10 protein-coding genes and 1 tRNA gene are annotated in these 13,725 nt (G+C 43.9%); 5 read left to right on the forward strand and 6 right to left on the reverse strand.

Annotated features, from left to right (window positions below; translation table 11 throughout):
- The first annotated feature begins 23 nt into the window (after nt 1-23).
- Nucleotides 24-662 carry a hypothetical protein gene (locus AC1XUF_RS17905; protein WP_483343196.1) on the forward strand — a complete coding sequence of 213 codons (639 nt, stop codon included), beginning with the start codon at nt 24-26 and terminating at the stop codon, nt 660-662.
- Here the strand turns inward: AC1XUF_RS17905 and AC1XUF_RS17910 are convergent.
- The 6 genes from AC1XUF_RS17910 to AC1XUF_RS17935 all read right to left on the reverse strand — a co-directional run bounded on the left by AC1XUF_RS17910 (nt 633) and on the right by AC1XUF_RS17935 (nt 7,135).
- Nucleotides 633-4,127, reverse strand: coding sequence for a PAS domain S-box protein (locus tag AC1XUF_RS17910; RefSeq protein WP_483343197.1), 3,495 nt, complete (start codon nt 4,125-4,127; stop codon nt 633-635). The two genes, AC1XUF_RS17905 and AC1XUF_RS17910, sit on opposite strands and share 30 nt — an antisense overlap.
- 142 nt (nt 4,128-4,269) lie before the next feature.
- Nucleotides 4,270-4,395 carry a hypothetical protein gene (locus AC1XUF_RS17915; RefSeq protein ID WP_483343198.1) on the reverse strand — a complete coding sequence of 42 codons (126 nt, stop codon included), beginning with the start codon at nt 4,393-4,395 and terminating at the stop codon, nt 4,270-4,272.
- 534 nt (nt 4,396-4,929) lie between these two features.
- Nucleotides 4,930-5,003, reverse strand: a tRNA-Asn gene (locus tag AC1XUF_RS17920).
- Between the two features lie 84 nt (nt 5,004-5,087).
- The gene (locus AC1XUF_RS17925; RefSeq protein ID WP_483343199.1) at nt 5,088-5,369 is read right to left on the reverse strand and encodes a hypothetical protein; all 282 of its coding nucleotides are present in this window, start codon (nt 5,367-5,369) and stop codon (nt 5,088-5,090) included.
- Nucleotides 5,370-5,393: 24 nt separating this feature from the next.
- Entirely contained in the window at nt 5,394-6,014 is a 621-nt protein-coding gene (gene rsmG, locus AC1XUF_RS17930; RefSeq protein ID WP_483343200.1) for a 16S rRNA (guanine(527)-N(7))-methyltransferase RsmG, read from the reverse strand.
- Nucleotides 6,005-7,135 carry a glycosyltransferase gene (locus tag AC1XUF_RS17935; RefSeq protein ID WP_483343201.1) on the reverse strand — a complete coding sequence of 377 codons (1,131 nt, stop codon included), beginning with the start codon at nt 7,133-7,135 and terminating at the stop codon, nt 6,005-6,007. Before AC1XUF_RS17935 ends, rsmG begins: the two co-directional genes overlap by 10 nt.
- A gap of 110 nt (nt 7,136-7,245) precedes the next feature.
- Here AC1XUF_RS17935 and tgt point away from each other — a divergent pair, with 110 nt between their 5' ends.
- The 4 genes from tgt (at nt 7,246) to AC1XUF_RS17955 (ending at nt 13,719) form a co-directional block, all read left to right on the forward strand.
- Nucleotides 7,246-8,379, forward strand: a complete 1,134-nt coding sequence (gene tgt, locus AC1XUF_RS17940; RefSeq protein ID WP_483343202.1) for a tRNA guanosine(34) transglycosylase Tgt — start codon at nt 7,246-7,248, stop codon at nt 8,377-8,379.
- A 222-nt stretch (nt 8,380-8,601) separates the two neighbouring features.
- Nucleotides 8,602-10,056 (forward strand): OmpA family protein, encoded by a 1,455-nt coding sequence (locus AC1XUF_RS17945; RefSeq protein WP_483343203.1) that lies wholly within the window; start codon nt 8,602-8,604, stop codon nt 10,054-10,056.
- 93 nt (nt 10,057-10,149) lie between these two features.
- A complete protein-coding gene (gene glf, locus AC1XUF_RS17950) occupies nt 10,150-11,253 on the forward strand; it encodes a UDP-galactopyranose mutase (RefSeq protein WP_483343204.1) in 1,104 nt (367 codons plus the stop codon).
- Between the two features lie 141 nt (nt 11,254-11,394).
- Complete coding sequence (locus AC1XUF_RS17955) at nt 11,395-13,719, forward strand: GumC family protein (RefSeq protein WP_483343205.1); 2,325 nt, start codon at nt 11,395-11,397, stop codon at nt 13,717-13,719.
- Nucleotides 13,720-13,725 lie beyond the last annotated feature (6 nt).

Genomic DNA, 13,725 nt, shown 5'->3' on the forward strand with positions numbered 1-13,725 from the left:
ATCCGAGATCAAAACGACCAGCTATGAAAATCTTACTCGTACCATTTCTTGCATTTCTTACTACGTTACCCGTCCTGGGCCAGGCCATTCGACCGGATTTGCATAATTCTGAGTTATGGGAAGTCAAAAATCGTAAGGTCCAGAATTTTACTGAGGGCGACAAAAAAGCAGTCCGATTCGATGTTGCCGAGCAAGAAGGATTTATGATTTTGAAAAATTTCACTTTCTCAGGGGGGACGATTGAATTTGACGTAAAAGGAAAAAATGTGCTGCAACAAAGTTTCGTTGGCATCGCATTTCACCTGCAGGACTATGAGGTGAGTGAAATCGTTTATTTCCGTCCGTTCAACTTCATGAATCCGGACACCGTTCGCCGGCCACGATCCGTGCAATATGTTTCAATGCCGGAATTCCCCTGGGAAAAGCTGCGTGCTAATTTCCCGGGAAAGTACGAAAACAGGGTAAACCCTGTTCCCAATCCTGATGGCTGGTTTCACGCAAAAATTACAGTAACTGGCAGATCAATTAAGGTATATACCGATAATTCTTCGACGCCAAGCCTTGAAGTAGAAAGCCTGGGCAAATTCACAAGCGGGAAAATTGGTTTATGGGCCGGGCCATTGTCTGACCCCTCATTTGCTAATCTGGTGATTACGCCGTAGAAACCTCCTGTTTTGATCCAGTTCTTGATCCGCCCGCGCCTTCTCCGATATATCTTTAATAATGCGGTCCAATTCGTGGGCCGAACTCAGGATACCATTCAACATTTCTTCCTTTTCCGCTTCGGAGTTTTCGAAGTTTTTGATAAGATCGATCAGGCCCATAAGCCGTGCTACCGGGGCACGGACCACGTGCGACTGTATCCATGAAATCTCTTTTAATTTTTTATACTGATTTTCGACAGCGGCAATATATTGAAGTCTTTCGGTTACGTCAGTCGCCAGAACAACCTTGGCTGGCCTGTCTTTATACCAGATGTGGTTGCTTTGTATATCGACAAAGGTCACTTCCCCGCTTTTCTTGCGGTGGCGAAAAGTGTATGTGTAATCTTTATGGCCGACATCTTCTTGAGACGCTTCCAAAGCTTCTTCCAGTATGGTAACGTCTTCGGCAGGTCGTATGTCCTTAATAGACATACTCAAGAATTCACTTTTTGAATACTCATAATGCCTAATAGCTGCTTCATTCACGTCCAAAAACCGAAGTGTCTCCATGTCATACACCCACATAGGCTGCGGACTCAGGTGAAAAAGACTGCTGTAGCGTTTTTCAGACTCTTCCAGCTCAATCGAATTCCTCTTTTGCGCGTCGATATCCTGAAAGCTTCCGTAAATCCGCTTACATTTTCCATTCACCAGTTCTGCCTCACCAATCACCCTCACCCATCTCTCGTTTCCTTTGAAGGTAACGATCCGCAATTCTTCATCGATTGGCGTGCCCCGCTGGGTGCAGTCGGTAAACATTTTCAAGACCGTTTCCCTGTCGGCTCCCTCTTTAAAAAACGATGTCGCACTTCCGAAATCTGGCATAAAATCTTCCTCCGCCTCGTGGATAAGTCTCGTAATGCTGGACCAATAAACCGTTTCATTGGCCACATTCACTTCCCAGCTTCCAATACGGGCCAGTTTGTTGGTTCTTTCCAGCAGATTCTCCAGCTCTTTTTTATCGGTAATATCTTTGGCAACGCAAAAAATAAGCCCTTCTTCCGGGGATTTTGTACCTGTCCAGGCCAACCACTTCAGCTTGCCCGATTTGGTCAGGTACCTGTTCTCAAGATACGTCGTGCGGGTTCCGGTTATGAAGCTTCTGATCCTGCCCATGGTAGCCTGCAAATCGTCGGGATACAGAAATGTCGCAATCGGCAGGGACAACAGTTCCTCTTCCGAATATTCCAGCAATGCACACATCGCAGGATTAACCTTTTTGAAATAACCATCGGTGCCTGCAACGCAGATAATGCCTGGGGCAGAATTGAAAATCTGGTGCAATTCCTCTTCCAACTGCTTCCTTCTGATTTCCGCGCCGATGTGGGTCCCAAGGCTATTCAAAAGATCCGAAAATATATTTTCCGGCTTTTTGTCTGCGGCCAGACCGAACAGCAGAACGCCAATGATCTTGTGGTTATGGAACAGAGGAACGCCATATGCGGACTGCAGCCCTGCTTCCCGGGCGGACCTACGCCTTTGAAAATCCGTATGTTCTTCCAGGCAGTTCCAATACTGAACCTTCTGACTTTTCCATGTTATGCCAGGCAAACCTACGCCTTTTTTAAAATCGCTGATTTGTGATTCGTTACCAAAAACATCCCTTATTGCGTCACTTTGCGCGCATTGGGCTGTCAGACTAATTTTTTTGTGGTCACTTGCAACAAGCCAGGCTTCCGCAAGCTGAAAGTCCGCGAAGTTCATCAGCAGGCCAAGTACCTCATCAAGCATGTCTTTCAGCCCTATTTCTTTGCTAAAAATCAGGCTTATGTCCGACAAAAGTCTCTTTTGCAGCTCTTCATTCTTCCGTTCAGTGATGTCAATGCATGAGCCAAGCATTTTCTGAGGTTCATGACGTTCATCATAAACCAGAAATACTCGCGAAAGCAGCGTTCCGTAGGTACCATCTGCGCGTTGATACATCACTTCATTCTGCCAGCTCGACAGTCCTTTATTCCTGATCTCGTTGATACTTTCGGTAAAAATCGCACGGCTTTTGGGATGGATCTTCAGTAGCCACTCGTCCAGCGAAGGTACCGGCAGGGCCGGATCAAAGCCAAACATGATGTAGTGGCTCTCGCTCCACCAGATATTTTTGGTCACAAAATCCCATTCAAATAACGCGTCCTTGATCGTGCTGGCAATCAGGGAGAACCTTTCATTCAATTGCTGAACCCGCTCTTCCGCTTTTTTTCTGTCAGAAATATCCGAACGGACCGCCACATATTGATAAGGCTTGCCCTTGTCATTAAGGAAAGGAACAATAGTAGTATCGACCCAATAAAAACTTCCGTCCTTTGCCCTGTTCTTAATTTCCCCTTTCCAAATTCTCCCGTCGGCTATGGTCACCCACAATTCTTTGATAAAAGACTTTTCGTGAAATCCCGAATTAATTATCCGGTGGTCCTGACCGATCAGTTCCTCCTGATTGTACTTGGATATCCTGCAAAAATTATCATTTACATGCTTGATTTGACCTTTCTGGTCTGTAATGGCGACAATGGAGGATTCGTCCAATGCGTATTTATAAGCAGATAACTCCTGGATCGTCTGCCGCAACAACTGATCTGCCTCCGCCTCAACAGTTACCTCTCTGAAATTGAGAATGATAGCCTCAATATCTTCATCATCTAGCATGTTAGTAAAAACACCCGCCATATAAATGAAATGCCCATCAAAATGCCTTGCACGGAAATTACAAGCTTTCGAAAAGCCGGGAGTCATCAATACTTCCTGAAATACCAGCCTCACTTTTTGCTGGTCTTCGGGATGTATAATATCGCGGATGGCACTCTGTGACCTATCTTCCGAACCCCAGCCGGTGATCCTTTTTGCTGCCGGGCTGCGGTAAACAAAATTGAGATTTTTGTCAATAAGAGAAATTCCCGCCTGATCGGCCTCCACCAATTTTTTGAAAAACAAGCGGCTGAAAATTTTCTCTTCTTTCTCAGTTTGTTCATCACGGATAAACGTAAAATCATCCTGTCGTTGCGAAACCGATTTACTGAAGGTCAGGTCACGAACCATCACCGCGTATCCTAAAAGCTGGTTATCCTCGTAAAGGGCCGTGTAGTTGATGTTAGCCCAGAATTTCCTGCCAGTTCTTTCCACCAGCCAGGTATCCGCGGTAGACCTGGAGTTTAATAATGCGTCCTGGATATGATCATAGAACAGATCTGTCTTTACGCTGCCGTCATATAGTACACTGATAGAACTCCCGAGAATTTCCTTGTCTAGATAATCAAGCAGCATTCCAGCCCCTCTGTTCCAGCTCTTTACATGCCCAAGCTCACCCACCATGAAAATGGCATAGTCGTGCATGTTATTCGTCATCACCTCAAAAAGCCTTTCTCCTACACCTTTCCGATTTGTCCCTGAAATGTCCAATTCCCGAGGCGAAAACGAATTACGCCTTTCATTCATAATATGGGGGTAAATTCTGCCTATGCCCAATCAGCACTCAGTAAAACTAAGAATCTCTGACGATGCCAGCAAAATAATGTAGACTTAATTCTATAAAATTGCCCCTCAACCGTTTAACGCTGGTTTTGTTAGCGCTGACTGATTATGCTGGGGTAGTTCCTGTGGAGGCGTGATCGTAGCGTTGCTGAACGAGCTCCGTTGACCAGCCGCCGGCATCTTCGACAATGTTTTTAATGTTTGTGAAAATCTGCTCAGCTTGTTTTTCCATATCGCCCTTTCCGACCAGGTTTCCTTCCTTGTCAAGTGCAACCTATCCCGCGATGATCACCATTTTGGAATTGCCCAAATCAACAATTGCAGCATGTGAATAACCATTTGCCTTCGCGACAGAAGCAGGATTGCTGAATTTGACTACCTGGCCAAAACCGATAAAAGCCAAGAGTATAAGGGGGAATAAAGAAAAACTTCATGCTCTACAAATCTTTTTTGATGAAGCCGGCGCAACTAGTGGACTTGTCTCAAAAATGACACATTTGCTCTAATGCAACAAATGCTTGTTGAAACAGAACAGGATCAAATCAAAAACTTGTGGAGCGCATAGGAGAACACCCCCTCGCCAGACTACATGCGGTTCGCTGCGTGCAATGTGAGAAGGCAGCAAGCGCTCTGAGATACCAGGGAAGTTTGATTCCTTTTCGTACTGATCCCCGCTTTGATCCGTACTGGGGTGCTAGCGCAAAGGATATTTAAGCAAGAAAAAAGCACCTATAAGATTTCTCTTATAGGTGCTTGATTTTAAAGGCTCCCGAAGTTGGGCTCGAACCAACGACCCTCTGATTAACAGTCAGATGCTCTAACCGGCTGAGCTATTCAGGAATCTTAATCCGGTTGTTTACTCGAATTCTGGTGCAAATCTAAGGATTCAATTTATACAGCGCAAGAATAAGCTTTAAAAAAATGTCAGCTCTGCACCTTCTGCAAGATTAACTCCTTGACTTTCTTAGCATCACCTTTAGTAAAATTATTGATAATAATTTCAGGGCGCATTCTCGGGATCACCCTGATCGTCGAGAAAAACATGCCGCTATCGACTTCCACACCTGAGATGTCGGAATAAAAAACAAAGTTGTCGGTACTTTTGAAAAGCTTACTGACCTTGAAGGTTACGCCCTTTTCTCCGAAAGTGATTTCATCAGGAAAAAGTGGATTCATCAATCCACTAGCGCTAAAACGTTCGCTCATAAGAATAGGTTATTTAAATAATGTTCACAAAGGTACGTATACGACTTTTTTAGTCTCAAAGAATTCTTCGTCAAAATAGTCCGAAAGCTCATAAATGCTCGACTTTTGCTTCAACTCGGACAATTCTTCGGCAAGATCCCCGCCTTTTAAGTATAAAATCCCGTTCCTGAGCTCGTGAAATGAATTGCGGCTGATATTGTTTTTCACCCAGCCGACAAATGGGGTAATGCGTGTAACCGCCCTGCTCACCACAAATTCATAAGTATCTTCCAGCCTCTCGGCCCGAACTTGTTCGGCTTTTACATTATCCAGTTTCAGAGCAGCAGCAATTTCCTGCACCACGCGGATTTTTTTGCCAATGCTGTCAACCAAATGAAATTCTGTTCCGGGAAAAAGTATCGCTAAGGGAATTCCTGGGAATCCACCCCCGGTCCCCACGTCCAGAATACTCGTGCCCGGCTTGAAAACCTGCACTTTGGCAATACCAAGCGAGTGCAATACGTGCCTCTCATATAATGTATCGATATCCTGCCGCGAAATCACGTTGACCCGGGCATTCCAGAACTGGTACAGTTCCTCCATTTGCCCGAACTTGCTACGCTGGTCTTCGGTGAGATCGGGGAAATATTTGGTGATCAATTCCATGTTCTGCGGGGTCTTCTGCTGGTCAACGTGCGGATTCCGAAAATAAAGTAATACAAGAATAATGCGAAATCCATGAATAAAAAGGTAAACCACTCAACGGTTTTGTCAAGCTTGATATTGATGATGATTAGCAAAAACCATTGAATAATCCATCTTATGCCCGTAATGATCCCAAGGTATTGTAAAAACAACATGTTTCGGGTAACGATCCCAAATACCAACGCCCCTATTCCCACGACCCATATACCAACGTGCGTTCCGGAAAGCATTCCCAGCAGTATCTTGTTACGGAACTTATAATAACGACTCACAGAAATGTGCCTGGTTTTTTGGCGGAACCAGTCTTTCCAGGTTGTCTTAGGCTTGGAATAAACAAAGGAATCTTCTTCAATGGATATGGTCGTATTCGAACTTGTAGAAACTTCATTTAGAAAAATGTCGTCGTCGCCACCGAATACATGCTTGTGTTTGTAAAACCCCTTATTTGCGAAGAAAACAGACCGTTTGTATAAAATGTTACGACCAACGCCCATGTAAGTAAGCCCGGCGAGCGCAAATGAAAGGTATTGGACCGCAGTATAAAATGTTTCGCATCGAATAAACCAGTTGAGCAAACCTGCCTCTCTCGCATAAGGAGAAAACCCCAGTACGATATCCTTATCTTCTGTAACCCGGGAAGTCATAGCTGTAATCCAGTGATTGGATGAAGGGCGGCAATCGGCGTCGGTCATCAAGGCGATTGGATGTTTGGCTTGCTTCATCCCAACAGTTAATGCATATTTTTTGGGGGTTACATGGTCAAACTGGTCATTAATCCGAATGTAACGGATATGCCTCCATTGCTGAATATTTTCCCTGATATACTCTTCGCTGCCGTCATCAGAGCGGTCGTCCAGAAGGATTACTTCAAACTCCGGATATTCTTGTGCATCAAGCAAAGGCAACAGTTCCGTAAGATTTTCTCTTTCGTTCCAGGCACATACGAGTACTGTTACCCCCGGCATTGAATTTCCATAATTCGCGCCTTTCCCGTAAAATGCAAGTCGTGTAAAAAAGAAGAGATAATAGAATATTTGAACAGATACAAACACCCCTAGCGCATAGAGTAAAGAATCGGCCACAATAGAAGAGAGATGTAAAATTTTATCATACTTCTTACAAATATACTGTCATTGTCAGGAATGTTAGAGACCTTCAACCTATTTTTGCGCGCCAGCAATTTAAAACCGTAATGAAGTTTACACTACAAGCAGAAGATCCCCGGTCGAAGGCAAGAGCAGGGTTGATCGAAACCGATCACGGGATCATTCAGACACCTATATTTATGCCTGTCGGAACCGCGGGAACGGTAAAAGCAGTACATCAGCGGGAGTTGAAGGAAGATATCAAGGCACAAATCATACTAGGGAATACTTACCATTTATACTTGCGGCCAGGGCTGGATATTATCGGCCGCGCAGGCGGGTTACATGCTTTCAATGGCTGGGACAGGCCTCTGCTTACGGACAGTGGCGGTTATCAGGTGTACTCGTTAGCTGGGACTGGAAGAAAGATTAATGAAGAAGGTGTGGTATTTAAGTCACACATTGACGGTGGCGTACACACTTTCACACCCGAGAATGTGATGGATATCCAACGGATTATCGGAGCGGATATCATCATGGCTTTTGACGAATGCACACCGTATCCGTGCGACTTTACATATGCCAGGAAATCCATGGAAATGACGCACCGCTGGCTGCTGCGCTGCTGTACAAGATTTGATCATACCGACCCAGTTTACGGCCACAGCCAGACACTTTTCCCCATTGTTCAAGGCAGTGTTTATAAAGACCTTAGAAAGCAATCCGCAGAATTTATTGCATCCTGCGACCGGGAAGGCAATGCGATCGGGGGATTGTCCGTGGGGGAACCTGCAGAAATCATGTACGAGCTCACAGAAGTGGTTTGTGATATCTTGCCTAAGGATAAGCCGCGCTACCTCATGGGCGTGGGAACACCTTCGAACATCCTTGAATGTATCGCATTGGGTGTCGACATGTTTGACTGTGTGATGCCAACCCGCAATGCCCGCAATGGCATGATTTTTACAACGGAAGGTGTAGTGAATATCCGCAATGAAAAATGGAAGGATGATTTCTCACCGATTGACGAAAATTTGGGAGGATATGTTAGTACTTTTTACAGTAAGGCATATTTGAGACATTTAGTAAAATCTGGAGAAATGTTAGGATCACAAATCGCAAGTGTCCATAATCTGACTTTTTATCTGTGGCTGGTCGGTACGGCAAGGGAGAAAATTATAGACGGTAGTTTCGTCTCATGGAAGGCCGAAATAGAAAAAAAAATAAATCAACGGCTTTGAAAGTTCGGAAAAGGGCGTTTCTTTCGGGTAAATTTTAAATTTATTATCAGGAAACTTTTTCATTTGTCTCAAGTTCGGTTGATTAAGTGATATTGTTAACCTATTTTTGTCGCACTAGGCATTTGGTTAACGTACAATTGGCCATGAAACTAAATATATAACTTTACTCATAATTGACTATCGATCAATCCTAGTTAATCTAATAACGCTAACTTGAATAGTATGAAAAAAGTATCCCAGTTGATTTGTTCGTTTGCCTTGGGGGCAATGATGGCGCTGCCTTCATTGGCACAACCACTAGTGCAACCGAATTCTCCGGATTACAATCCCAAAGCAACCTACGATGGCCCTTACAAATTGAACACATGGTCAGTTTCTGCTCATATTGGCCCATCTATGTTTTTTGGAGATTTGAGAGAATATGATTTTTGGCCTGTAACCAAAACAAATTCCGATAGTCACAAAGAATCCGGAACAATTCAGGGCGGTTTAACTTTAAACAAACAGCTTTCATACTGGTTCGGATCTCGTCTTGACCTTTCTGTTGGTAACCTCAGAGGTATGAAGCGACGCATGTACAACCGTTATTTTGAGGGTAATTACTTTGATGTGTCAGTTGCAGGAACCGTCAATTTGAAAGGTCTTTTAATGGGCCCTAACAAAATGAAGCGTTGGAAAATTGATGCGTATGTGGGTGTGGGTCAAGTTTTCTACGACGCAACTGCGTACGATCTTACTGGTGGAGTTAAACTTCGCGAGACCGGAAGCAAGAATGACTGGATTATCCCTACAGGTCTGAATGTCAACTATGAAGTGACCAAAAGAATTGATATTGGTCTTGACTTCCGTTTGAACCATACAAATTCTGACTACCTGGATGCTACTTATGGCGGTGACTACGACAGAACACCGAATTCTTTTAACATCAAAGATCAAAAGACTTCTCACAAAGGCAATTCCGAGTTGGACAGCTACGGTTACGGATCTGTTCAGGTAACATACAAATTGGGTAAAAACCCGCTTAAAGTTGCAAAAGTGGACGGCAAATGGGACTACAAACCTGATGAAGGTGGATATTACCACTTGCGTTACACAGATCCAAAAGTGTTGATCAAACCACCGAAGATCCTTACACTTGAAGAAATGGATTCCGTTGCAAAAGCAAACCGTCCAAAAGATATCGACCCAAGATTATTGCTTGATACCGATGGTGACGGTGTTTCTGACTTCTTCGATAAGGAACCCAATTCTCCAGCAGGAAGCGTAGTGGATGGTAGCGGCCGCGTTCTGGATTTCGATTCTTATGTTAAAAATGCACTTAAAAATGGTGCGGCTTGCAGCGAGATCTTTGCCAACGTTATGTTCGACACGGACAAAAATACGATCAAGCCAGAAGCTCAGGAAATGCTTAAAAATGTAGCGAAGTTGATGAACCTGAATGGTTGCCGTCTGCAATTGGCAGGTCACACAGACCGTCGTGCATCTGACCGCTACAATATTGCACTGTCAAAACGCCGTGTTGATGCAGTTAAAAACTACCTGATCAACGAAGCCGGATTGAGCGACCCAAGCAAGGTGATCGTAGATTACTTCGGATCATTCAAACCAATAGCTGACAGCGCAAGACGCGAAGGTCTTCAGAAAAACCGTCGGGTAGAATTGAAACTTCTTCCTTAGCAGTTTTGGAAATACCATAAAAAGAAAGGCTCCCCGCAGGAGCCTTTCTTTTTATAACAACACATTATACTCATCATAAATACAAACAGGTTAATGAAAGAATATGATTATTTAATAGTAGGTGCTGGCTTGTGGGGTTCGGTTTTTGCACACGAAGCGACAAAAAGAGGCAGAAAGTGCCTGGTTATCGACCGACGTGAACACACGGGTGGAAATATCTATTGTGAAAACGTGGAAGGCATTAATGTCCACAAGTACGGCGCACATATTTTCCACACGAATGATAAAGACGTTTGGGACTATGTAAATTCCTTTGTAGAATTCAACAGATACACCAATTCGCCGGTTGCCAACTTCAATGGCGAGCTCTATAATCTTCCTTTTAATATGAACACATTCTACCAGTTGTGGAAAGTGCGTACACCGGAAGAAGCCAAAGAAAAAATCCGTCAGCAGGTAGAAGAGGCCGGAATTACCGATCCTAAAAATCTTGAAGAACAAGCTATTTCATTAGTCGGAACTGATATTTATCAGAAATTGATCAAAGCCTATACCGAGAAACAGTGGGGTCGAAAAGCCACCGAACTGCCGGCTTTCATCATCAAACGGCTGCCGGTCAGGTTTACTTTCGATAATAACTACTTTAATGACCGCTACCAGGGCATTCCTATCGGAGGTTACAATAAACTCACCGAAGGACTGCTAAAAGATATAGAAGTACGACTAGGCGTAGATTTCTTTAAGGAAAAAGAAGCCTTGACTGCACTTGCACAGACTGTTGTATACACAGGACCTATCGACGAATATTTCGATTTCCGCTTTGGCCAGCTTGAATACCGGGGCCTGCGATTTGAAAACCAACTTCTTGATCAGGAAAATTATCAGGGTAATGCCGTAGTAAATTATACCGATGGAGAAACTCCATTTACCCGGATTATTGAACATAAGCACTTTGAATTCGGCACGCAGCCGAAAACAGTTATTACCCATGAATTTCCCGAAGAATGGGTAAAGGGCGAGGAGCCTTATTATCCTGTAAATGATGATAAAAACACTGCCGTGTTTAACCAATACAAAGCACTGGCCACAAAAGAAGAAAATGTAATTTTTGGAGGAAGGCTTGCCGAGTATCGATATTATGATATGCATCAGGTTGTCGCATCTGCGCTCAAAAAAGTCAAAGTTCATTTCGGCTGATATTAGCCTTTTCTTGCCTTCAAACCCTGTTCATTCAATGTAAATGGACAGGGTTTTTCATTGCAAAATAAAAATTTACAAAAAGTCAGTTACCTAATTTACAAGTGCGCGTCTAAGTCTTATCACCCTCTTTTAGACTTAATGAGCGGAAAAACCTTAGAAGTACTGACAGGATACACCAACAAAAATCAAGGTTTAATCAACCTAGGTATTTTAAGAGAAGTCTGGGCAAATTGGTACTGGTTCATATTCTCCGGCCTGGTATGTGCGATATCGGCTACGGTGTTTCTAAGATATAGTTCCCCCCAGTACCTTATTACTGCATCCCTGCTGATACGAGACGACTCTCGCGGAGCAGAGTTTGGGGATGCATCAATGCTCGAAGACTTCGGGTTTTCCCCAGTAAAAAGTAGTGTCGACAACGAGGTTGAGATCCTTAAAAGTCGTAGCCTCATGCAGCGGGTCGTGGCAGATCTGCAGCTTACCGTTCAATACTTTATTTCCGGGCGTTTGAAAACAGCTGAATTGTACGAGAAATCCCCATTCAGACTTACTTTCTTAAAACCTCCGTTGGTCAGAAAAGCCACTCGATATAAGCTGAAAGTTTCCGGCCCGGGCTTGTTTGAACTGACCAGCGAAAACCAGGTTTTCCCTGGTCGCCTCTCAGACACGATAATGCTTCCGCAAGGTGCAGCCGTTTTAACAAGTACAAGTTACCAGCAGGCAAGCGACGATCAATATTTTATCGTATTGTCTCCCGAAGAAGAAGTAATTAAAAAATATTCGAATGCACTGACTATCTCTGCCACCAATAAAATGGCAAGTACGGTTAACCTATCGCTCAACGACGAGATTCCGGCAAAGGGCGAAGCCATATTGGCAAGACTGATATCCAGTTACGTACAATCAAGCATCGGCAATAAAAATCGGATTTCGGACAGCACCATTGTATTTATCAACAGAAACCTGGCGGAAGTATCCAGGGAACTCGAGATACTAGAAAAAGAAATTGAAAGTTTCCGCACCTACAACCAGCTTATCAATCTCAGCGAGCACGCCAGAATTCTGCTTCAGACTACTGATCAATATAATAAAGAGGAAAATAGTCAGGCGATCCGTCTGAAAGTGATTGAATCCCTTGAGAAAGATTTGAGAAAAAGTCCTGATTATGTGGTCCCGTCATCTTTATTTCAACAAGAGCCAGGCTTTACGCTGCTCGCCCAAAAATATAACGAAGTCCAACTATCGCGTCAAAAGGCACTATTAACAGTTTCGAAGTCGCATCCATTAGTTCAGTCCATGGATGTCCAGCTAGCGATGTTAAAGCTGGATTTGCTGAACGCAATCTCATCGCAGAAAAATGAATTGAAAGTCAGTATCCATGCAATTGATCGCTACAGCGACGGATTCAAAGTCAAGATCTCCAGGATCCCAGGGCTGGAAAAGACGTATAAGGAATATACGAGACAACAGGAAATCAAACAAGAGCTATATCTTTTTCTGCTTAAAAAGAAAGTCGAAGCCGCCATTTCAAAGTCCTCGACGATTGCGGATGGGCGAGTAATAGATGCTCCGCACGCAGAACCGACAGCTTCCAAACCCAATAAGCAGCTCGTCTTGTTGGTATCCGCAATGATCGCAGTGGCGATGCCAGTCTTGCTGATCCATTTGAAAAATATTCTGGATGACAGAATAAGATCTAAAACGGAAGTTCTTGAAAACTGCCGCGTACCCATACTCGCAGAAATCAGCCTTCAAAAAAGGGTTATTTTAAAAACATTCGATCCCGACAAGCGCGGCCTCACCACTGAACAGTTCAGATTATTAAGAACCAATATCTTCTATTCAGGTCACAGTTGCCAGGCTATTTTAATTACCTCGAGCATGGGTGGTGAAGGGAAATCATTTATTGCAGTTAATCTCTCCCATTCTTTGGCGTTATCCGGCAAGAAGGTGATTCTCGTTGAGCTCGATTTGCGAAAGCCAACACTAAGCACTTACCTTGGCTTAAAGACAGCCGGGATCAGTGACCTGCTTACTTCTCATGAGAATGTCACAGACTACATTCAAAGCCATGGAACGGGCAATTCGTTTGACATTATCACCTCGGGGCATCCTCCTCCCAATCCCGTGGAAATGCTGGCTTCGCCCATGGTAGCGGAAATAATATCAGGACTTCGCGAACAGTATGATTATATCATTTACGATACGCCGCCGATAGGTCTGGTAACAGATGCGCGTCTGCTGAGTCGTTACACGGATTTATCGCTCTACGTGATCCGCCAGGAGATTACATTCAGGCACCAGTTGGACGATTTGACGCGCATTTTCGAAGAAAAGCATTTCCCCAATCTGCACCTTATTCTTAATGGAGTAAAGCAATATCATGGCTATCAATACGATTACGGCTATGATCACACAAGCTCAAACCTGTTTACCACCTTAGTCGGAAAGCTAAAATTTTAACAAAAA

The sequence above is a fragment of the Dyadobacter sp. HNCC25DJ185 genome (assembly GCF_056895195.1).

What these genes read in the sequence shown, in the direction of transcription:
- AC1XUF_RS17925 (WP_483343199.1), bottom strand. Translation starts at nt 5,369, where the DNA reads ATGAGCGAACGTTTTAGCGCTAGTGGATTGATGAATCCACTTTTTCCT.
- rsmG (WP_483343200.1), bottom strand. Translation starts at nt 6,014, where the DNA reads ATGGAATTGATCACCAAATATTTCCCCGATCTCACCGAAGACCAGCGT.
- glf (WP_483343204.1), top strand. Translation starts at nt 10,150, where the DNA reads ATGAAAGAATATGATTATTTAATAGTAGGTGCTGGCTTGTGGGGTTCG.
- AC1XUF_RS17905 (WP_483343196.1), top strand. Translation starts at nt 24, where the DNA reads ATGAAAATCTTACTCGTACCATTTCTTGCATTTCTTACTACGTTACCC.
- AC1XUF_RS17915 (WP_483343198.1), bottom strand. Translation starts at nt 4,395, where the DNA reads ATGGAAAAACAAGCTGAGCAGATTTTCACAAACATTAAAAACATTGTC.
- AC1XUF_RS17910 (WP_483343197.1), bottom strand. Translation starts at nt 4,127, where the DNA reads ATGAATGAAAGGCGTAATTCGTTTTCGCCTCGGGAATTGGACATTTCA.
- AC1XUF_RS17955 (WP_483343205.1), top strand. Translation starts at nt 11,395, where the DNA reads ATGAGCGGAAAAACCTTAGAAGTACTGACAGGATACACCAACAAAAAT.
- tgt (WP_483343202.1), top strand. Translation starts at nt 7,246, where the DNA reads ATGAAGTTTACACTACAAGCAGAAGATCCCCGGTCGAAGGCAAGAGCA.
- AC1XUF_RS17945 (WP_483343203.1), top strand. Translation starts at nt 8,602, where the DNA reads ATGAAAAAAGTATCCCAGTTGATTTGTTCGTTTGCCTTGGGGGCAATG.